The sequence below is a fragment of the Ilumatobacter fluminis genome (assembly GCF_004364865.1).
Lineage (GTDB): Bacteria > Actinomycetota > Acidimicrobiia > Acidimicrobiales > Ilumatobacteraceae > Ilumatobacter > Ilumatobacter fluminis.
On record NZ_SOAU01000001.1, the window covers coordinates 2,916,843 to 2,937,628 of the forward strand.

At 69.4% G+C, this 20,786-nt stretch carries 21 protein-coding genes; 8 read left to right on the forward strand and 13 right to left on the reverse strand.

Annotated elements, in window-relative coordinates; all coding sequences use genetic code 11:
* Positions 1-37: 37 nt before the first annotated feature.
* The 6 genes from BDK89_RS13220 to BDK89_RS13245 all read right to left on the reverse strand — a co-directional run bounded on the left by BDK89_RS13220 (position 38) and on the right by BDK89_RS13245 (position 3,337).
* Positions 38-421, reverse strand: a complete 384-nt coding sequence (locus BDK89_RS13220; protein WP_133869385.1) for a type II toxin-antitoxin system death-on-curing family toxin — start codon at positions 419-421, stop codon at positions 38-40.
* Positions 418-621, reverse strand: coding sequence for a ribbon-helix-helix protein, CopG family (locus BDK89_RS13225; RefSeq protein ID WP_208294072.1), 204 nt, complete (start codon positions 619-621; stop codon positions 418-420). Before BDK89_RS13225 ends, BDK89_RS13220 begins: the two co-directional genes overlap by 4 nt.
* A 126-nt stretch (positions 622-747) precedes the next feature.
* Positions 748-1,623 (reverse strand): LLM class flavin-dependent oxidoreductase, encoded by an 876-nt coding sequence (locus BDK89_RS13230; protein WP_133869386.1) that lies wholly within the window; start codon positions 1,621-1,623, stop codon positions 748-750.
* 59 nt (positions 1,624-1,682) lie between these two features.
* A complete protein-coding gene (locus BDK89_RS13235; protein WP_166657567.1) occupies positions 1,683-2,183 on the reverse strand; it encodes an anthrone oxygenase family protein in 501 nt (166 codons plus the stop codon).
* Positions 2,184-2,222: 39 nt separating this feature from the next.
* Positions 2,223-3,089 carry an NAD(P)H-binding protein gene (locus BDK89_RS13240; RefSeq protein WP_133869388.1) on the reverse strand — a complete coding sequence of 289 codons (867 nt, stop codon included), beginning with the start codon at positions 3,087-3,089 and terminating at the stop codon, positions 2,223-2,225.
* Positions 3,086-3,337 carry a hypothetical protein gene (locus BDK89_RS13245; RefSeq protein WP_208294073.1) on the reverse strand — a complete coding sequence of 84 codons (252 nt, stop codon included), beginning with the start codon at positions 3,335-3,337 and terminating at the stop codon, positions 3,086-3,088. Before BDK89_RS13245 ends, BDK89_RS13240 begins: the two co-directional genes overlap by 4 nt.
* A 171-nt stretch (positions 3,338-3,508) precedes the next feature.
* On the opposite strand from BDK89_RS13245, the gene BDK89_RS13250 reads away from it, so the two are divergent.
* The 8 genes from BDK89_RS13250 (at position 3,509) to BDK89_RS13285 (ending at position 14,844) form a co-directional block, all read left to right on the forward strand.
* Positions 3,509-6,262, forward strand: coding sequence for a winged helix-turn-helix domain-containing protein (locus tag BDK89_RS13250; RefSeq protein ID WP_133869389.1), 2,754 nt, complete (start codon positions 3,509-3,511; stop codon positions 6,260-6,262).
* A 76-nt stretch (positions 6,263-6,338) separates the two neighbouring features.
* Positions 6,339-6,797, forward strand: coding sequence for an ester cyclase (locus BDK89_RS13255; protein WP_133869390.1), 459 nt, complete (start codon positions 6,339-6,341; stop codon positions 6,795-6,797).
* Positions 6,794-7,351 carry a flavodoxin domain-containing protein gene (locus BDK89_RS13260; RefSeq protein ID WP_133869391.1) on the forward strand — a complete coding sequence of 186 codons (558 nt, stop codon included), beginning with the start codon at positions 6,794-6,796 and terminating at the stop codon, positions 7,349-7,351. Before BDK89_RS13255 ends, BDK89_RS13260 begins: the two co-directional genes overlap by 4 nt.
* 24 nt (positions 7,352-7,375) lie before the next feature.
* Positions 7,376-8,602 (forward strand): HNH endonuclease signature motif containing protein, encoded by a 1,227-nt coding sequence (locus tag BDK89_RS13265; RefSeq protein WP_133869392.1) that lies wholly within the window; start codon positions 7,376-7,378, stop codon positions 8,600-8,602.
* 342 nt (positions 8,603-8,944) lie between these two features.
* The gene (locus tag BDK89_RS13270; RefSeq protein ID WP_166657568.1) at positions 8,945-9,964 is read left to right on the forward strand and encodes a Gfo/Idh/MocA family protein; all 1,020 of its coding nucleotides are present in this window, start codon (positions 8,945-8,947) and stop codon (positions 9,962-9,964) included.
* A gap of 90 nt (positions 9,965-10,054) precedes the next feature.
* On the forward strand, positions 10,055-12,325 hold the full coding sequence (locus tag BDK89_RS13275; protein WP_133869394.1) for a hypothetical protein: 2,271 nt from the start codon (positions 10,055-10,057) through the stop codon (positions 12,323-12,325).
* Between the two features lie 169 nt (positions 12,326-12,494).
* Complete coding sequence (locus tag BDK89_RS13280; RefSeq protein ID WP_133869395.1) at positions 12,495-12,851, forward strand: ArsR/SmtB family transcription factor; 357 nt, start codon at positions 12,495-12,497, stop codon at positions 12,849-12,851.
* Positions 12,844-14,844 (forward strand): heavy metal translocating P-type ATPase, encoded by a 2,001-nt coding sequence (locus BDK89_RS13285; protein ID WP_208294074.1) that lies wholly within the window; start codon positions 12,844-12,846, stop codon positions 14,842-14,844. Before BDK89_RS13280 ends, BDK89_RS13285 begins: the two co-directional genes overlap by 8 nt.
* A gap of 18 nt (positions 14,845-14,862) precedes the next feature.
* On the opposite strand, the gene BDK89_RS13290 is transcribed toward BDK89_RS13285, so the two are convergent.
* Genes BDK89_RS13290 through mbhE form a run of 7 tightly spaced genes read right to left on the reverse strand, consistent with a single transcriptional unit; the run spans position 14,863 to position 20,655 of the window.
* Positions 14,863-15,168, reverse strand: coding sequence for a monovalent cation/H(+) antiporter subunit G (locus BDK89_RS13290; RefSeq protein WP_133869396.1), 306 nt, complete (start codon positions 15,166-15,168; stop codon positions 14,863-14,865).
* A complete protein-coding gene (locus tag BDK89_RS13295) occupies positions 15,165-15,431 on the reverse strand; it encodes an MrpF/PhaF family protein (protein WP_133869397.1) in 267 nt (88 codons plus the stop codon). Before BDK89_RS13295 ends, BDK89_RS13290 begins: the two co-directional genes overlap by 4 nt.
* On the reverse strand, positions 15,428-16,006 hold the full coding sequence (locus BDK89_RS13300; RefSeq protein WP_133869398.1) for a Na+/H+ antiporter subunit E: 579 nt from the start codon (positions 16,004-16,006) through the stop codon (positions 15,428-15,430). Before BDK89_RS13300 ends, BDK89_RS13295 begins: the two co-directional genes overlap by 4 nt.
* Positions 16,003-17,484: a proton-conducting transporter transmembrane domain-containing protein gene (locus tag BDK89_RS13305; protein WP_133869399.1), complete on the reverse strand. Its 1,482-nt coding sequence runs from the start codon at positions 17,482-17,484 to the stop codon at positions 16,003-16,005. Before BDK89_RS13305 ends, BDK89_RS13300 begins: the two co-directional genes overlap by 4 nt.
* On the reverse strand, positions 17,481-17,915 hold the full coding sequence (locus BDK89_RS13310; RefSeq protein ID WP_133869400.1) for an NADH-quinone oxidoreductase subunit K: 435 nt from the start codon (positions 17,913-17,915) through the stop codon (positions 17,481-17,483). The genes BDK89_RS13305 and BDK89_RS13310 overlap by 4 nt, the downstream gene beginning before the upstream one ends.
* Positions 17,912-18,340 (reverse strand): MnhB domain-containing protein, encoded by a 429-nt coding sequence (locus BDK89_RS13315; RefSeq protein WP_133869401.1) that lies wholly within the window; start codon positions 18,338-18,340, stop codon positions 17,912-17,914. Before BDK89_RS13315 ends, BDK89_RS13310 begins: the two co-directional genes overlap by 4 nt.
* Entirely contained in the window at positions 18,337-20,655 is a 2,319-nt protein-coding gene (mbhE, locus tag BDK89_RS13320) for a hydrogen gas-evolving membrane-bound hydrogenase subunit E (protein WP_166657569.1), read from the reverse strand. The genes BDK89_RS13315 and mbhE overlap by 4 nt, the downstream gene beginning before the upstream one ends.
* Between the last annotated feature and the right edge of the window lie 131 nt (positions 20,656-20,786).

Consider the following 20,786-nt stretch of genomic DNA (forward strand, 5'->3'; position numbering starts at 1 on the left):
GGCCCCATCTCGACCGTCGATGTTCGGATCCGTTGGTCTACGCAGCGAGTTGGCGGAGTCGATTGGCGATCGATTCGACGGTCGGTTTTCCGGCCGCGACCTCGATGACCAGGTCATAGACGTCGTCGTTGCTGGCATTCGAGATCTCGACGCCGTTGATCTCGAGGAAGACGGCGGTCGCCAACCAGCCGAGACGCTTGTTGCCGTCGACGAGCGCGTGGTTCCCCACGATCGAATGGAGCAGCGCAGCGGCTTTGGTCCAGATGTCGGGGTATGCGTCCTCGCCGAACGCTGCCGTCTGCGGACGTGCGACGGCCGAGCCGAGCAAGCCGATCTCGCGGATGGGGGCAGGGTCGCCGAGGAGCGCAACGGCGAGGCCGACGACGTCGTCGAGGTCGAGGAACTCGACCGGATCGCTCACTCGCCGAGCCGACGAAGGGCGTCGCTGTGGGTTTCGATGATCAGACCCGCGGCCTGTGCGACTCGGTCTCGGTGTTCGCTGCGACTGACGAACTCCCGAACGGCGCGCCGCGCGGCCTCTTGCATGGAGATTCCTTCCGCGTCAGCGCGTGCTCGGAGAGCTTCTTGTTCGGTGTCGGTGAGCCGGAGCGTCATCGCCATGTCAGCATGGTATCACTTCGATACCAGAGAGCGGGTCGCGAGACATCGGAGACTCCCGGGCCCTCGTCAGGGTTCGGGAGTTCGGGTTTCTGGTCCCGATCGAGCCGCCTCGAAGCGTCGGCGGGTTCAGCGCAGCTGCGCAAGCGCCTGCTCGTGGACCGCCAGGTCGGGCGGGTCGCCGTCGGTCCACGGTGCTCCGTAGACGATCAGTTCGTCGAACCCGAGTGCGGCGGCGTGTTCGACGGCTGCGAGGTAGGCGTCCACACTCGTCGTCGGCGACACCCGACCGAAGCCGAGCAGCACCGACCGTCGAACGTTCTTCGGGTCACGCCCCTGCCGGAGGCACGCCTCCTCGCAACCCGCGACCTGACGTTCGAGGAGCGGCCAGAAGTCGTCGCCGTCGAGGTCCCTGGTCCCGGGGCCGCCGTACGTATTCCAGGTGTCGGCGTGGGCCGCGGCGAGTGCGAGCGACCGTGGGCCGTGACCGGCCAAGAGCAACTCGGGCGAGCCGACACCGTCGGGCCCTGACGTCGTCTGGAGCCCGGCGAACGCCATGGTGTCGCCCTGCCACTCGGTCGCGCCGTCGAGCACCGCTCGGAACCCCCGGACCACGTCGGCGTACCGTTTCGACATCTCGCCGACGGGTTCGGCGACCCCGCGATCGGCCTCGGCGCAGAACGGCGCACCCATCCCGACCCCGAGCACCAGACGACCGGCGCTGACGTCGTTCACCGTCATGGCGACCCGAGCCAGCGACACCGGCGTCCGGAACGTGGACGACGCGACCAACGTGCCCAGCAGGACGCGATCCGTGATTGCCGCCGCTGCCGTGAGGGTCGTGAACGCCTCGCCCAGCCACAGGCCCGGGTAGGTCGGGTGCGTGAGATGGTCAGCCGTGTACACAACGTCGTACCCGACCTCCTCCGCCCACCGGTACCCGCGTGCCTCTGCACGCCAGGGTCCGACGGGCGGGAGAAGCAGGCCGAGACGACTGAGGCTCATGGAACGCATCTTGACATCCCGTCGCGAGGGAGTCGCCCGATGCACCTGTCACCACGCGGTCACGCGTCGTCGGTGGTGACGAGCGCCGCCGCCGCAGCGAGGGCGAACGCTCCGACGCTCGCTGCCGTGCGGAGGAAATGCCAGCGGTTCCACGGTGACTCGTAGGACGTGCGTCGAGCCTCGACGGCCGACGCACTCGAGTTGCGCAGGTCGAACGCATCGAGGGCGTCGTTGAGCGGAACGTTGCCGCCGATCGTCACCCCGAGCACGCCCACGACGTAGGTGCCGGCCGCTCCGACCAGCAGCCACCCCTTGCGGTGATCGCCGGCCCGGAACTGCATCCACGCAGCCCCTCCGAGCACGAGCGGGATGCCCATGAACGGGATGACGAAGGCCGGGTTGATGATCGCCCGGTTGATGTGCTGCATCGTGTCGACGTAGTTGCCTGCAGCGATGCGACGGGTGCCGGGGATCACCGACACGCTCCAGCCGTAGAGCAGGCCGGACATGAGGCCGGTGGTAACGATGCCACCGCCGAGCAGGAGGGTCTTGAAGTCCATGTCGAGGTCCGTTCGTGAGGTCGTTTCGGGCTGCATCGGTCAGACCTTCGCCAGGACGCTTGCGTCCCAGGCGCCGGTAGCGGCTGCCTCGGCGGCGAACGTCGCGAAGTCGCGGGCGGGGCGGCCGAGGGCGCGCTGCACACCGTCGGCGGTGTGTGCGTTGTGGCCGAACACCTCCGAGAACAGGTAGGTCAGGAAGCCGACCAGTTCCTCTGGCACACCCTGCTCGGCGGCGCCGGCGGCGTAGTCGTCGACCGAGACCGGGATGTACCGGACGTCTCGACCGGTCGCCCGGCCGAGCTCGGCGGCGAGATCGGTCAGCGTGTACAGCTGCGGGCTCGTCAACTCGTACAGCTCACCGACGTGACCGGGCTCGGTCAACGCGGCGACCGCCACGTCGGCGATGTCGTCGGTGTCGATCCACGGTTCGAGGGCGTCGCCACCCGGCAGGACGAGTTCGCCCGACAGCACGGCGTCGCGCAGGAAGGCCTCGGAGAAGTTCTGCATGAACCAGGCGCACCGGACGACCGTCACGTCGGCGCCGGAGTCGAACACCGCCCGCTCGGCACGCTGCGCCTCGACCTCGCCGCGCCCCGAGAGCAGGACCAGACGGCGGACGCCACGCTCGAGGGCCACATCGGCAAGGGCTCGGACGGCCTCGGGCGCTCCGGGTGCTGCGAGGTCCGGGTAGTACGAGATGTAGACGGCGCGGCAGCCGTCGAGGGCCGGACCCCACGTCGACGGGTCCTCCCAGTCGAACGGTGTCTCACCGGAACGTGACGCGATCCGGACGGGGACACCTCGTTGTTCGAGGCGCTGGGCGACGCGGCGACCGGTCTTGCCGGTGCCGCCGAGGACGAGGACGGGCTGCTGATCGTCGTGTCGGTTGTCGTGGGTGTTGGTCATGACCGCTCCTTCGGGTCGGGATCGACACGGGTCACGGAGACGACCGTGAGACCGAAGTCGCGCACACGGTCGAGCAGTCCGTGGAGGGCCGACTGGTCGGCGACGTCGCCGGCGATCGTCGTGCCCTCGGATCCGCTCGTGATGTGCATGCCGTCGAACCACTCGGAACTGCTCGCTCCGATCCGCTCGTCGACGTGGATCTCGTATCGCACGATGTCTCCTCGTGTCGGGTTGATGTGTGCCGACACCGTGCGCAGCGGAGCCGCACTCGGTCGCCACCCGAAGGTGGTATCCGGGGTGGAATCAGCGCCCGAACGGCACCCTCGCAGGTGGTAGCCGGCAGCGTCGACGCCGGATCAGGCCTGGTGACGACGGTGCTACCGTGCTTCGGATGCCGGGCGGGAAGGCCCGATCGAACCATGGCCGATCTCCCCCACGCCCCCGCCGACGCACCGCTCGGCGGCCAACCCGTGCTGTTGACCAAGCTCCACGCGCCGCGCCCACCGGCGACGTTCGTCTCACGGGCCCGCCTCACCGACCAGCTCGACCGGGTCGCTCCGGGGACGATGGCGCTCGTGTGTGCGCCTGCAGGTTGCGGCAAGTCGGTGCTCGTCTCCGACTGGTGTCGTCGACAATCGTCCGCGGTCGCCTGGTTGTCGCTCGACGCGGACGACAACGACCCGATCCGATTCTGGCGGCACGTCGCTGCATCGCTCGACGGTGCGGCCGGCGACACCTCCGCGTCGCTGCGAGCGGCGGTCGAGCAGCTGTCCCGACGGGCGAACGCCGCGACGGTCGACGACATCGTCACGACGATCGTCAACGCCGCCGCCGACGACGACCGCGACATCGTGCTCGTGCTGGAGGACTACCACCTGATCGTCGACGAAGGCGTGCACGACGGCGTTCGGCTGCTGCTCGAGCGGGCACCCGCTCCGCTCCGCTTCGTGGTGATCAGCAGAGCCGACCCGCCCCTGCTCCTCGCTCGCCGTCGAGCGCGCGGCGAACTGATCGAGATCCGCGCCGCCGACCTGCGGTTCGGCGCCGATGAGGCAACGGCGTTCCTCGAGCAGGCGACCGGTGTTCGCCCCGCCGACTCGACCGTGGCGACGCTCACGGACCGGACCGAGGGGTGGGCGGTCGGCCTGCAGCTCGCCGCGCTGTCACTGAGCGGGCGCGACGATGTCGAGGCGTTCCTCGGCACGTTCACCGGTAGCCACCGCTTCGTGCTCGACTACCTCACCGAAGAGGTGCTCGACCGGCAGCCCGATCGGGTGCGCGACTTCCTGCTGTCGACGTCGATCCTCGATCGGCTGTCGGGCCCACTGTGCGATGCGGTCACCGGGGGCGACGACGGCCAGGAGCTGCTCGAACGGTGCGAACGGGCCAACCTGTTCCTCGTGCCGCTCGACGACGAGCGCCGATGGTGGCGATACCACCATCTCTTCGCCGAGTTGCTCCGCACGTGGCTCGATCGGCGCCCGGACGAGGAGGTGCACGAGCTGCATCGCCGCGCCGCAGCGTGGTACGAGTCGAACGACCTCGTCGAACGGGCGATCGAGCATGCCACGGCTGCGGGCGACACCGCGTTGGCCATGCGGCTGATCGAGCGGCACGCGGACGAACTGCTCCTCCGCCGTGAAGGTGCCACGCTGCGACGCCGGCTGGCCGAACTGCCCGATGGGGTCGAGGCGTCACGTCGCCTGCTCGTCGCACACGCACGAACTGCGGCATACGCCGGCCGGCCAGGCGAGGCCGAGCTACTGCTCGACGCCGCTGCGCACGCACGCCCCGAACCCGACGATGCCTTCGAGCCGTCGATCGACCGCGCCGCGAGCCCGCTCTCGACGCTCGATCCGACCACGGCGCTCGTGCACGCGTTCATCGCCCATCTGCGCGGCCGCTCCGACGATGCCGTCTCCTTCGCGCAGGGAGCGCTCGCCGACATCGAGGACGACTCGTCGGCCGTCGCCCTGATCGCACAGCTCCACCTGGCGAGCGCCCAGTGGGTCCGCGGTGAGGTCGGTCCTGCCGAGTCGGCGCTGACCACCAACGTCGAACGGTGGCGTGCGCTCGGCGAACCGGGTCGTGTGGCCTTCGGATGCCACTACCTCGCTCGGGCGCAGCGCGCTCGGGGAGAACTCGATGCCGCGATCGCGACGTATCGAGCGGCGCTCGACGTGGAGGCGGATGCGTCCGCCTCGGGTTCACCGGCGGCGGGAGTCTCCCTGATCGGGCTGGGCGAGATCGCATATCAGCGCGACGAGCTGGAGCCCGCGCGGAACCTGGTCGACCGAGGCCTGGAGGCGAGCCGACAGCTCGTCTACACCCAGGCGCTGGCGTCGGGCCTTGCCACCATGGCGTGGATCCACCGATGCGACGGCGACACCGACGTGGCTCGGGAACTGATGGACGAGGCCGTCGACGTCGGACCCGACGACGACGTCATCGATCTCGTCAATCCCGTGCCGGTGCAGCGAGCCCGGCTGTTCCTCGCCGAAGGCGATAGCGCCCCGGCCGAACGATGGATCCGGCACCGCGCCGTCGGGCTCGACGACGAGCCACACCACCCGGTCGAGGCGGCACATCTGCTCCTCGCTCGCCTGACGACCGCCGAGGGCCGTGGCCGCGAGGCAGTGCCGTTGCTCGACCGGCTCCTGCACACTGCGACCGACGACGGGCGTGTGGCGAGCATGATCGAGATCGAGCTGTTGCGAGCGTTGGCGTCGGCCGATGATCACCCGGCCGACGCGGCAGCATCGCTGACGCGAGCGGTAGTGCTGGCCGCACCGCAACGGTACGTGCGTCCCTTCGTCGACGAGGGGACGCCGGTGGCGACGCTGCTCGGCCGGGTGGTCGCCGCACCGTCACCCGAACTCGACCGGACCGTGCTCGGGCACGTCGCCACCTTGATCGCCGCCTTCGAACGGACCCCGGGTCCCGCCGCTGCAGCGGCGTCGCCTGCACAACCGCTCGTCGTGCCGCTCACCGACCGGGAGCTCGAGGTGCTCGCCGAGTTGGCGACCGGGAAACCCAACCGGCAGATCGCCGACGAGCTCTACGTGTCACTCAACACCGTCAAGAAGCACATCACCCACATCCTCGACAAGCTGGGTGTCTCGAACCGCACCGCTGCCGTCGACCGAGCCCGCTCGCTCGGGCTTCTCCCCTGACGCAGCGCGACGATTCCACCCGGTGTTCCACCTTCGGGTGACGACGGGGCCGCGCGATCTCCGAACACTTGGAGGCATGAACACCACCAGCGACATCAGCCCCTCCGAGCACACCGGCATCACGGTGGTCCGACGGTTCGTCGATGAGATCCTCAACGCGGGCCGCTTCGACGTGCTGACCGAGATCGTCCACCCCGACTACCGGTACGAGGGCCCCGGCGGTGAACGACTCGACGGCCCCGACGAGCTCGCACTGCTCCTCGCGGGTTATCGGGCCGGCTTCTCCGACTTCCACGTCTCGATCACGTCGGAGATCCACGACGGCGACCGCGTGGCCGCCACGATGACGATGACCGGCACGCACGATGGCGAGTTCGACGGTGTGCCGCCGACCGGGCGCCGCATCGACATCCCCGTCGCCGTGTTCAGCACCGTCGCCGGCGGGATGATCGTCGAGGAACGTGAGTTCTACGACACCGGCACACTGCTCACCCAACTCGGGCTCGGCCACGACGAGTCAGGTCGGGCGTCATGAAGCCAGCTCGTGTCCTCGTCGTTGCCGCATCCGGTCACGGCACGACGGCCGAAGTCGCCCGGCACATCGGCGAGTCGATCGCGGCGGCCGGCCACGCCGTCGACGTGCGCCCGGTCGACGAAACGGTTCACATCGACGACTACGACCTCGTCGTCGTGGGTGGAGCCATCCGATACGACCGGTGGCTGCGGGGAGCAACGACGTTCGTTCGCGACCATCGTTCGGAGCTCGCGTCGACGACGGTCGCCTTCTTCTTCACGTGTCTGGCGTTGTCGAAGCCGGGCGCGCAGTCGACGCGCTCGGCCGATCAGTACGAGTCGAGGATCCGGACGATCGCGCCCGAACTGGATCCGTTGACCGTGGGCCGGTTCGCCGGTGCCGTCGCCCCGGCACGCATGAACCCGCTCCTACGCATCGCCGCCCGGGCGTTCCTGGCCGTACGCGGCGTCGCAGCCGGCGACCACCGCGACTGGGACGCCATCGACGCCTGGACCGATCATCTGACGGTGACGTTTGCCGAACGGAGTGGGCGTCCCCGAACGGAAACCGTGTGACACCCCTTCGTCAGGATGGGTGGCATGGATGTCAGCGCCGTCGTCGAGCACGTGGAGCAGGTTGCTGCTGCCCGCGCCGCCGGCCGTGATGGTCACGGTGTCGACTCGCTCCAGGTACAGGAGGCGTTGCGGTCGGTCGCCCGCCTGCAGGCATGGTTGTCGTCGTCACGCACCGAACTGACGTCGCTGCTGTCCGAACACGACCCGTTCCCCGAAAAGACCGCAGCGGAATGCACACGCGGGTCGACCCGCGACGCGATCAAAGACCGCGACCGTTCCGACACGATCGACCAGATCCCCGTCTTCGGCGGACTGTTGGACGACGGCGACATCACCGAAGGCCACGTCGACGCCCTGACGAACGCGGCCCGTGGCTTGGACAACGACGAGCAACGCGCCGAACTGTTCGACCGAGTCGGCGACCTCGGCGACGTCGCCAGCGTGGCATCGGTCGACGAGTGGCGCCGTCGATTGGGCATCGAAGCCAAGAACATCCGCCGTCGTGACGGCATCGACAAGTTGGAACGCCAGAAGCGCGACACCCGCCTGTCGTCGTGGACCGACGGCGACGGCATGATCTGCATCCGCGGCCGGTTCGACCCCGTCACCGGCCGACAACTCCTCGGCCGGATCGACAACACCGTCAACGCCCTGTTCGCCGAGACGGTGCCCGACACCTGCCCGACCGACCCGATCGGCAAACAACATCACCTCAACGCCTTGGCCCTGGCCCGACTCGTCGCCGGTGACGCACCCCGATCCGGACGCCCCGAATACATCGTCGTCGTCGACACCTCGTCCGGAGACGGCAACGGTGGCCCCACCGTCGACTGGGGCATCCCCATCGACATCCCCCAACGGGTCCTCGCCGACATGATGAGCGACGGCGTCGTGCACACCGTCGTGGTCCGCAACGGCATCGTGTTGCACGCACCCGGCCAACTCGACCTCGGCCGCTCGACCCGACTGGCATCACCAGCACAACGACGAGCACTGCGAGCGCTGTACGCGACCTGTGCGATCCCCGGCTGCGACACCCGGTTCGAACGCTGCAAGATCCACCACATCATCTGGTGGCGCAACGGCGGCACCACCGACCTCGACAACCTCATCCCAGTCTGCACCCACCACCACACCAAGATCCACGACGACGACTGGCACATCGAGTTGGGTCCGAATCGTGAACTCACCCTCCGATTCCCCGACGGCACCATCCACAACACCGGACCACCCACCCGCCGCGCCGCCTGACCAGGCGGCCGAGCACACCGGCTCGATCTGCATCCCCTCGATCATCCTCGAACACCCCCAACCGTCGGATCACCCCTGCCCCGACACGCCCCTTCACAACCGAAGAACCTCGGGCTCGGACGAGGGTCGGGTACCGGACGGAACACCGCGGCACCGCCGAGGCGATTCGGGAGATCACTCGACCCGATGATCGATGGGTCGGGTGCCGAGCGATGCGAGCAGGGCGCCGTCGCCCGGTGCCCAGGCATCCCGAGCTCGCCTCGCCCAGTGCAGGGCGGCATGGGTGCTCCTCCCGCCGGTCGACCCGGCGAGGCGACCGCCCTCGGCTGTACGGTCGTCGCCATGGGAAGCGGGGTCGGGTTCAGCGTCGTGGGCATCGAGCATCCGCACGTGTTCGAGCTGGTCGAGGGGCTGCTCACTGCCGGGGCTCACGAGGTCGGTCATGCCGGCGACGACGGTCCGCTCATGGAGCTGTACGAGCAGTGGCGTGCCGATTCGCCACGGCTCGACGTTCCCGCTGCGCTCGGTCACGATGCCGCCGATCTCGTCGTCGTCGCTGGCGTGCCTGCCGAGCGAGCCGGTCATGCCGCAGCAGCACTCCGCGCCGGCAAGCACGTGTTGTCCGACAAGCCGGGGGTGACCACGCTCGAGCAACTCGATGACGTCGTCGACGCAGAGCGATCGAGCGGCCGGCGTTGGTGGGTGCTGTTCTCCGAACGGTTCGGCAACCGTGCCGTGAGCGAGGCCGTCCGACGAGCCCGCGCAGGCACGATCGGTCGAGTGGTCGACGTCGTCGGGCTCGGACCCCATTCGCTGCTGGCCGACCAACGACCCGACTGGTTCTGGGATCCGGCGACGTCGGGCGGGATCCTGGCCGACCTGGCGACGCATCAGATCGACCAGTTCTGCGCGATCGCCGACCCCGCCGACACGGCGGTGGTCGAGCTGATCTCGTCGTCGGTCGGCAATGTGAGTTGCCCCGACCGGCCGACGATGCAGGACGTCGGGCGAGTGATGCTGGCCGCCAACGGCGTCGTCGGCACGCATCGGGTCGACTACCTGACCGCTGCCGGACTCGGCAGCTGGGGCGACTGTCGGCTGATGATCACCGGCACCGCCGGCACGCTCGAGGTGAGGGCCAACGTCGACCCGGCCGGGGCCGATGGCGGAGAACACCTCATCCAGGTCGACGCCGACGGCACGCACCGCATCGACGTGGCCGGCGTCGAACTCGACTGGGCGGCTCGGCTCCTCGCCGACATACGCGCCGGCACCGACACGCTGATGACGGCCGCTCACGTGCATCGCGTGTGCCGTCTGGCCGTCACCGCCCAGACCCGAGCCAGGCCGTGGCCCCGTTGACGACCTGCGAACGACGACCTGACGACCGGCGAGGCACGGTTTCGCCGGTTCGCGTTGACCGGCTGCCGGGTCGTGTGGTGGAGTGACTCGATGTTGCGGCGACGGGAGTTCTTGACGGGTGGACTGAGCTTGGCGGCGATCGCCGCCTGCAGCGGCACCGAGTCGAGCAGCTCGACGAGCACGAGCGCTGGCGCCACGACCGCGCCGTCGACCAGCACGACACCGACCACCACGCCGTCACCCGCCACCACCGCTCCGCTGGCGACCACGTCGACCCTGCCGTCGGCGCCTGCCTCACCGATCGCCCCGCCCGGAACACCGGGCCTCGTCGACGAGGCGTTCTTTCGCGCCCGGGTCGACAGCTACCTCGAGTACGCATCGGTCAGGACCAACCCGGGCAACCCGACCGGCATCGTCGTCCAACTCGCACAGGCCCGACGCGACCCGTCGTACTGGTGGGACATCGACGCCGTCACCGTCGAGGCGCTCCAACCGACCTGGACGAAGATCGACGAGTGGCGCGACACGCGTGACTTCGACTTCATGTACCTGAACTGGGTGTATGCCCTGGGCCGGGGTGACACCGACACGACCCGGATCGATCCCGGCGTCATCGACGCGATCGCGTTGCGCACGATCGCGAATCGCTACCGGTACGACGATCCGCTTCCCGACGACCGCATCGACCATCTCTGGTACTGGTCGGAGAACCACCGCCTGATCACGCTCGCGAACGAGTGCCTGGCCGGCGAGATGTTCCCCGACGAGACGTTCCCGGTGACCGGGATGACCGGCGCCGAGCACGCCGCCCGAGCCAAGCCGGACATCCTCGAGTGGATCAACGAACGTGGCCGGTTCGGCTTCTTCGAGTGGCACTCGAACGTCTACATGGCGAAGAACGTCACCCCGCTCCTGATGCTGTGCGAACTGTCGGACGACGACGACCTCGTCCGAGCGGCGGCGGTCGGCCTCGACGCCTGCCTGCTCGACATGGCGTCCCACTATCACCGAGGCGCCTACGTCGCCCCGCACGGACGCACCTACAAGAAGGACAAGATGACCGCCCGTGACGAAGACACCTTCGACCTGGCGAAGATGCTCTTCGACCGCACACCCGGCGGCTACGAGAGCACCACGAGCACGACCGCGACGTACTTCGGTGCTGCAACCCGCTACCGGCCGCCGGCACTCGTCCTCGACGTCGCGCACGACGACTCGACCACCGTCACGAGGGAGCGACACGGTGTCTGGGCCGACGCATCCGAACCGATCACCGACGACCCGGTCGCCCCGTTCGGATACGACTACGACGATCCCGCCAACCTCCCCTTCTGGTGGTCGCTCGGCGCCGTCGGCATGTGGCAGCTCGCCGAGGTCGGCACCGCGCAGGCCGACGAGTTCCGCCTGTGGGAAGGCGACGCCTTCACCCAGGTGAAGCTCCTGAGCGATGCCCAGGGTGGCGACGTCGAGGCGATCAAGGCGTGGGAACAGGCCAACCCGCAGATCCTGAACCTCGGCTTCCTGGCCGAGGCCAACACCTACGCGTGGCGCAGCCCGCAGGTGTCGTTGGCCGCCGTGCTCGATCACCGCAAGGGCGAGCTGCGAGATCAGGGTCACGCCTGGCAGGCGACGATCGACCCCGACGCCCGCGTGTTCACGACCCATCCGATGACCGACCGCGCCGAGTCGAACGACTGGAACGACGACGGCGACCCGGGCTACTGGACCGGTGAGGCGTCGATGCCGCGGTCGGCCCAGTTCGAACGCACCGCCGTGCACCTGTACCTGCCGGCGTACGACGAGACCACCGACGCCCTGCTCGGGGCGTTCTTCCCGTACCGGCCGTTCACCCACGCCTACTTCCCCACCGACCACTTCGACGAGGTCCGTGAGGTCGGCAACTGGGTCGTCGGCAGCAAGAGCGGCGGCTACGTCGCGCTCTGGTCGTGGCGACCGACCGCGTGGCGCGAGTACCCGGCCGGTGTCGCCACCAACGGCATGACCGGCCCGTTCGACCTCGTCGCCGACGGCGGTCCGGACAATGCCTGGATCGTCGAGGTCGGCAACGAGGACGACGGGACGTTCGACGAGTTCGTCACCGCGGTCACGTCGACCGAGCCGCAGGTCGAGCGCACCGACACCGGCTTCGACGTGGCGTGGACCTCGCCGACCGCCGGCACGATCGAGTTCGGCTGGGATGCACCGTTCGTGGTCGACGGCACCGAACAGCCGATCAGCGAGTTCCCCCGACACGACTCGCCGTGGGGCACCGTCGAGCGACTCGAGACGAACCAGCGATACCAGACCACGACGTCCGGCCTGACCCTCGACTTCGAGTCGTTCGACCGGATCATCGCCTGACACCCGAGCGGCGCGGGCGAGCGCCGAGCTCATGTCTGCGCGGGTCGAGGGTCTCCGACTCGGGACACGAGGTGGCGATCGCTCCCGACCGACGTCCCCTTCCGTCATCACCGGACGATGGTTGCATCGGAGGTTGCGAATGTCATCAGTGTTTTGCGATGATGCACGCATGACGACCACGACACCGGTGCAGATCGCGACCGCAGCGGAGCTGTTCCACGGGATGAGCGACCCGACCCGGCTGCGGATCCTGCTCGAACTCCTCGGCGGCGAACGCCGCGTGACCGATCTCGTCACCGCCGTCGGTTCATCGCAGTCGAACGTGTCGAACCATCTGGCGTGTCTGCGTGGATGCGGACTGGTCACCGATCGCCCGGCCGAGCGCCGGCAGGTGTACTACTCGATCGCCCACCCGGAGCTGATCGATCTCCTCAGGGCATCCGAGCAGTTGCTCGCTCGCACCGGCCACGAGGTCCGGCTCTGCGACCACCCTTCGACCGGCGCCTGCGGAGACGGGTGTGGGTGACGCCTGCTGCGGCGGCGCGCAGGTCGCCGACGAACGAGCGAGCACCGACGACCGCAGTCGGTTCGCGCACTGGCAGTGGTGGGCTGCCGCGCTCGCCGCGGCGAGCTGGCTGATCGGGATCACCGCCGAACTCTCCGATCTGTCGATCTCGCGACCGCTGTTCGTCGTCACGATCGTCGCAGGCGGATCGACGTTCGTGCCCGGCGCCGTTCGGGCGGTCGTCGGCGGTCGCCTCGGCGTCGACGTACTGATGACCATCGCGCTCGTCGGCGCCCTGGCGCTCGACCAGTGGGGCGAGGCCGCCTCACTCGCCTTCCTGTTCTCCATCTCCGAAGCGCTCGAGGCCTGGGCCGTCGCCCGATCCCGACAAGGCTTGCGTGCCGTCCTCGCACTCGTTCCCGAGACGACTCGAGTTCGGTTGGGTGACGGCACCGTCGAACGCGCGACTTCCGAGATCACCGCCGGTGATCGCATCGTCCTGTGGGCCGGCGATCGGCTGCCCACCGACGGCGTCGTCGTCGCCGGCACCTCCAGCGTCGACGTGTCGGCCGTGACCGGCGAGTCGATGCCGGTCGACGTGTCGACCGGGAGCACCGTGCTCGCCGGCAGCATCAACGGGGGCGGCGTGCTCGAGGTCGAGGCGTCGGCACCGGCGTCCGACAGCACCTTGTCGCGCATCGTCCGAGCCGTCGAGGAGGCACACGACCGCAAGGGCAGCGCACAGCGGCTGGCCGACCGGATCGCCCGCCCGCTCGTGCCGGGCATCCTCGTCCTCTCCGCTGCCATTGCGGTGGTCGGCTCACTGTTCGGCGATCCGACCCTCTGGATCGAGCGAGCGCTCGTCGTGCTCGTCGCTGCATCACCCTGTGCCTTCGCCATCTCCGTACCGGTCACCGTGTTCGCCGCGATCGGCGCCGCCAGCCGGGTCGGCTTGGTGATCAAGGGCGGCGCTGCGCTCGAAGCACTCGGCACCGTCCGCACGGTCGCCCTCGACAAGACCGGCACGCTCACGCGGAACCGTCCGGCCGTGGTCGATGTCGCCACGGCGACCGGCGCCGACCGCGACCGGTCGCTGGCGCTCGCCGCAGCCGTCGAAGCGTCGAGCGATCATCCGCTCGCTGCTGCGATCGTCGGCGCCGCTCCGGCCTCCCTACCCACCGCCGTCGACGTGACGACCTTTCCCGGACACGGCATCGTCGGCACGGTCGACGACGTCGCCGTCCGGGTCGGGAAGCCGGGATTCATCGGTGAGGGAGCGTTGGGGAGCGACATCGACCACTTCCGACGCAATGGGGCGACCGTGGTCGTCGTCGAGATCGACGGACACGTCGAGGCCGCGATCGCGATCGCCGACGAGGTCCGCCCCGAAGCGGCCGAGGTCGTCGCCGGCCTGCATCGTCGCGGGCTGGGCGTGACGATGCTCACCGGCGACAACGCGGTCACGGCAGCCGCACTCGCCGGCCAGGTCGGCATCGACGACGTCCGCGCCGAACTCCTGCCCGACGACAAGGTCGGTGCGGTCGGCGAGCTGTCCAGCGACGGCGCCGTCGCGATGGTGGGAGACGGCATCAACGACGCCCCGGCGCTGGCGACCGCCGACATCGGCATCGCGATGGGCGCCGCCGGCACCGACGTGGCCATCGAAGCGGCCGACATCGCCATCATGGGAGATCGACTCGATCACCTCCCCGAGGTGATCGACCACGCCGTCCGGACGCGGCGCCTGATGATCCAGAACCTCGTGATGTCCGGCCTGATCATCGCCGTCCTCGTTCCGGTCGCCGGGTTCGGACTGCTCGGCCTCGGTGCGGTCGTCGCGATCCACGAGGTCGCCGAGATCGTCGTCATCGCCAACGGACTCCGCGCCCGGCGCCTCCAGCGGTCCGACACCTCGAGGCACCACTCCCCCACGCCTCGCCACGACCACGAACGACCGCACGACGTCGGCAACGGACACGCCCACGCCTGCACGCCGGCCTGCGCTCACGCCTGAGCACAGGTGCAGGAGACGTCAGCGCGAGAGTTCGTCGACCTCCGGGTCGTACTCGGGCGATGATGCGTGCACGGCACGGAACAACAGGTGCACGGCGACCGGCAGCGTGAGGATCAGGGCGGCGGCGGCGAGCACGAGCCGCAGCGCTCCCGACCACCCGACATCGGCGGCAGCACCGACGGCGACGATCACGAATGCGACCGGGCTCGCCTTGCCGGCGGCGTGGACACGGGCGTACGGGCTGTCGAACCGCATCAGCCCGACCGCGGCGACGAGCACGACCAGCGCGCCGAGCAGTGCAGCGACCGTTGCGAGCGGGTTCACGGCCGGGCCCCTCTCGCCTCACGCTCGATGTAACGAGTGAGCGCAACGGTCGCGGTGAAGCCGATGATCGCGATGACGACGAGCAGGTTCAGCCATGTGTCTACGCCACGATTCGCGGCATCGACCGCGATCGCCATCATCAGGCTGACCAGCAGCACGTCGAGGGCGATGATGCGGTCGGCCAAGGTGGGCCCCACGACCATGCGGGCGATCGCCAGGACGGCGGACAACCCCAGGATCGAATAGACGACGGTGACGATCACGACGAGACCTCGATTCGCTCGGCTTCTGGGGTGGGCAAGGCGGCGCAGGCCAGCTCGGCGAGCCTGCGGGTGTGCGCCTCGACGTCGGCCCGTCGTTCGACGTCGAGCACGTGGAGGTAGAGCACCGATCCGTCGGCCTCGGCCGCGACCACCGCGGTGCCGGGCGTGACGGTGATCGCGACGAACAGCAACAGGAGGTGGTGTTTCGCCGGTGCCGAGATCGGCACGGCGATGATGCCTTCGCGTGGACGATCACCGGGTGCGACGACGGCGCGCGCGACGACCAGGGTCGACACGACCATGTCGACGGCGACCACGGCGACGAGCCGGAGCATCGGCACGCCCCGGACGCCACCTCGTCCGCTCCCGCCGACGCCGATCGTCAGCGCGACCAGGCCGACGACGATGCCGGACAGGACGTTCGCCCAGCTCACGGATCCCCACAGGGCGCACCACGCCGCCACGAGGGCAGCAAGGGTCACGAGCCGGCGCACCGTCAGCAGGTCGCTCCAGGACATGCCGTTGCGGGTCATGCGGTTGCGTGACATGCGGTTGCGGGTCGGGGGCTGCTTCATCCGGACATCACCTCCGTCACGTACGGCTCCTTGTCGAGCAGCTCGGTCGCTGCTCGTTCGCTCATCTCCCACAGCGGTCCGGAGAGGACGGCGACCGCGAGGGTCACGCCGACGGCCGTCGCTGCGGCCGTCGTCATCGTGCGCCACGACGTGGCGGGCACGAGGCGCCGCTCACCGTCGTCGGGAGCGCCCCAGAACACGCCGATCCAGATCTTCACCATCGACAAGAGCGTCAGCAGGCTGCCGACGAGGGCGACGACCACGATCGCGATGGCGACGTCGTCGATGCCGGCGTCGACCAGCGCCAGCTTGGCCACGAAACCGGAGAACGGCGGCAGACCGGCGAGGCTGAGCGCAGGCAGTGCGAACAGCACTGCAACACCCGGCCGACTGGCGATCATGCCGCTGACCCGGTCGAGCGCCGAGGTCCCGCGGTCGACCTCGATCAGACCACCGACGAGGAACAGCACCGTCTTGACCGGGATCTGGTGGACGAGGAACAGCACGGCCCCGGCGACACCGGCCACGGTGAACAGGCCGAGACCCATCAGCATGTAGCCGATCTGGCTGACGATGTGGAACGACAAGATCCGCTTCACGTCGTCCTGTGCCAGCGCACCGGCCACGCCGACGATCATCGTCAGGCCGGCGATCACGAGGATGAGTGGCCCGAGGGCGTCCATGTCGGTCAGCGTGTGGAACCGGATCATGACGTACACGCCGATCTTGGTGAGCAGACCGGCGAACACCGCCGTGATCGTGGTCGGCGCCGTCGGGTAGCTGTCGGGCAGCCACGAGAACAGCGGGAACATCGCCGCCTTCGTGCCGAACACGACCAGGAACCACAGCCCGATGCCGAGGCGGACACCGTCGCTCAGGTCGGGGACCCGCTCGGCGAGCAGTGCCATGTTGACGGTGCCGGTCGCGGCGTAGACGATGGCGACGCCGATGAGGAACAGGGTCGAGGCGAACAGGTTCATCACCACGTAGGTCATGCCGGCCCGCACCTGGCCGGCGCGTCCCTGGTGGGTCAGCAGGACGTAGCTCGCCACGAGCATCAGTTCGAAGCCGACGAACAGGGTGAACAGGTCACCGGTGAGGATCGACAAGGACACGCCGCCGGTCAGCACGAGCAGCATCGGACCGACGACGGTCGGGTCGGCGCCCATGGCCGACCGCCGCTGTCCGATGGCGAACACCTCGACGATCGTGATGGTGAGCACCGCAGCGAGCAGCACGAGCACGGCGAACGCGTCGGCGACGAGGACGATGCCGAGTTCGGGGTCCCAGCCGCCGACCCGTAGCACGACCGTGCCCTCGGCGCGCACGTGCACGAGCAACGTCGTCGCGATGCCGGTCAGGCCGACCAGCGAGCCGAGCGTGACGACGTCGCGCCAGCGGGCGGCGGTGCGGAGCAGGAGCGCGAGCATCGCCGCCACGAGCGGGATGCCGACGGCCAGGCCGACGAGGGTGGTCATGTCGAGCTCCTGTTCTCGATCGTCGCGTCCCGGGCACCGGGGGCGACGGCGTACCCGATCAGGTGGTCACCGTCGGCGTCGATCGCCGGCGCCGCTATCCGGCGGTCCTCGATGTCGTCCTCGACCAGGTCGTCGCCGGTCAACTGCTGCTGGCGCCGTGCCAGTGCGAGCAGGAACAGCGTCAGGCCGAACGAGATCACGATCGCCGTCAGCGCCAACGCCTGCGGGACCGGGTTCGACATCTCGTCGGCGGTCGAGCGATCGGCGAGCGGTGGGGCCCCGTCCTCACCGCCGGCAGCGACGAGGGCGAGCACGGCCGCATGGCCGAACAACGCGAACCCGAGCACGATGCGGCTGAGCAGCCGAGACGTGACGAGGTAGGTCCCGATCGCCGCCAAACCGGCGATCACGACGATCAACGTGGCGCTCATGAGCGATCCTCTCCGGCGAGTTCGTCGCCACCGAGTGCGAGCAGGACGGCGACGACCAGGCCGACGACGATGAAGGTGACGCCGAGGTCGAAGATCAGCGCCGTGCCGCTCTTGACCGTGCCGAGCACGGGAAGGTCGGCGTCGACGACGACCTGATCGAGCAGGGCGTCACCGAACAACAGCGGGGCGATCGCGACCACCCCGGCGAGCACGCCGCCGATCCCCATGAGAACCACGGGGCGACGCGGTGCCGACAGTCCGACGACGATGCGCAGCGCGGCGACGGCTCCCAGGACCAACCCGGCGCCGAAGCCGCCGCCCGGCTGGTTGTGCCCGGCGAAGAACAGGTAGGCGGCGACGACGACGGCGAGCGGGCTGGCGAGCTCGATCCCCGTGCGGACGACGATGGAACGTTCGGCGATCATGACGCCACCTCCGTGAGTTCGCGCTCCGTCTCGGGAGCGACTCGATCCCGTTGTCCCGCCTGCTCGTCACGACCGGCGCGAGCGAGTGACACGACACCGACCGAGACGGCGACGAGCACGATGATCTCGCCCCACGTGTCGAGCGCTCGGATGTCGGTGAGCACGACGTTGACGATGTTGTTGCCGCCACCGGTCTCGACCGACTCCTCGACGAGGGCCTGGCGCGGCGGTGCGCCGGTCGGACGACTCCCGGCCGCGGCGAGCGCAGCGGCGACCGCGATGCCGACGAGCACCGACACGGCGATGCGCACCTGGCGCCACAGCAGACCGAAGCGAGGGAAGTCGCGGCCGAGGTGACCGAGGCCGACGACGAAGCCGACGACGATCACGGTCTCGACGAGGAGCTGGGTGAGTGCCAGGTCGGGTGATCCCTGCACGACGAACAATCCGGCGACGGCGAACCCGACGGCGCCGAGCCCGAGCGCCGCCCCGAGCCGGTTCGGAACCAGCGTCAGGGCGATCGCAGCACCGAGCACGATCGCTCCGAGCACCACCTGGGCGGGGCTGTCCCACGGGCGGAGTGTGTCGACGTCGATCTCGGTCACGAACGGCACCGCCGCGAGCGCGGCGACGACCGCGGCCGTGAGCACGTAGCCGGGCAACGAGCCGTGTTGCACCACGCCGGCGACCCGGCGGGCGGAGCGCAGGGTCACCGTGACCATTGCGTCGACGGCATCGGCGCCGAGCGGGCGCGGAGCCGCCGAGTCACGACGCACCAGGACGAGGCCGAGGACCGCGCCGGCCGCGACGATCGCCATCGAGATCGCGAACGCCGTGGTGAGCCCCGGCCAGCGCAGCAGCGTGTAGGCCTCGGCCGCCGGGTCGATGCGGACAGCGCCGGCCCGGACCCGATCGCTGACCACGCCGAGCAGGACGAAGCCGACGAGGCTTGCCAGACCGAGGAGTCCGGACACGACCGTCATGGCGGGGCGGCGAGGGGCGACCGTCAGCCCGTCCGGCTCCGTACCGGCGAACACGCCGAGCAGGAACCGGAGCGTGTAGGCAACGGTGAGCACCGAGCCGCCGACGACGCCGGCGAGCAGGACCGCCCGCTCGGCGCCGCCGAGCTGCAGCGCGGCCTCGATGCCCGCTTCCTTGGCGGCGAAACCGAGCAGGGGCGGCACCCCGGCCATCGAGAGGCCGGACAGGACAGCGACACCGAACGCGACGGGCATCGATCGCCACAAGCCGCCGAGCTCGGCGATCTCTCGAGTGCCGGTGCGCACGTCGATCTCGCCGACGACCATGAACAGCGCCGCTTTGAACACGGCGTGGGCGACGAGGATCGAGACGGCGGCGAAGGTGGCCTTTCCCTCGCCGACGCCGAGCAGGGCGACCATCAGGCCCAGCTGCGACACCGTGCCCCAGGCGAGGATGAGCTTGGCGTCGGTCTGGCGGAGTGCACCGATCGCTCCCCACAGCATCGTCGCGAGACCGACACCGACGACCAGTGGCAGCCACGGCCCGGTGTCGCCGAGCGCCGGTTGCAGCACGGCGAGCAGGATGATGCCCGCCTTCACCATCGTGGCCGAGTGCAGGTATGCGCTCACCGGCGTCGGCGCAGCCATCGCGCCCGGCAGCCACACGTGGAACGGCACCTGTGCCGACTTGGTGGCGGCCGCGACGACCACCAACACCGCGGCGACCGCTCCGGTGGTGCCGCCGACGGGCTGCAGCGCACCGAGACGTGTCGAACCGTCGGCTCCGGTGAGTACGAGGAGTCCGGCGAGGAGGACGAGTCCGCCCGCGGCGGTGATGAGCAGCGCTCGGCGGGCGGCGATCTGCGCCGTGGGGTCGGCGTACTTGTGACCGACGAGCAGGAACGACGTGACCGAGGTCATCTCCCAGAACACGAACAGCGTCCAGACCGAGTCGGCCCACACGAGGCCGAGCATCGACCCCGAGAAGGCGAGCAGGGTGGCGGCGAAGCGTCCGAGGCCTGCGGCCCCCGACGAGAAGTAGCCGGCGGCGTACACGAAGACGGCGACGCCGATACCGGCGACGATCAACCCGAGCAGCGCCGTCAACGCATCGATCCGGAACGCCACCTCGAGGCCGAGCCCCTCGACCCACGTCACCGACGCGGTGAGCGAATCACCGGCGGCGAGCCACACGATCGAGCAGACCGACGTGAGGGCGGGCGGCACCGCTGCGATCGAGAACGCGGTGCGACCCGACCACGGCCGGGAGGCCAGCACGAGCACGGCGACGCCGAACGACGCGAGCAGGAGCCAGATGATCGAGGAATCGCTCATGCCGGGGGCCGCCGGAGGGGGCTCGCTTCGGTGCGCATGGCGAAAGGTTATCTCGTAATAGCTATTTTCAAACATAGCTATTATGATCTACGTCATTCACATGACCTGTTCAGCCCGTCATGACCGATCGG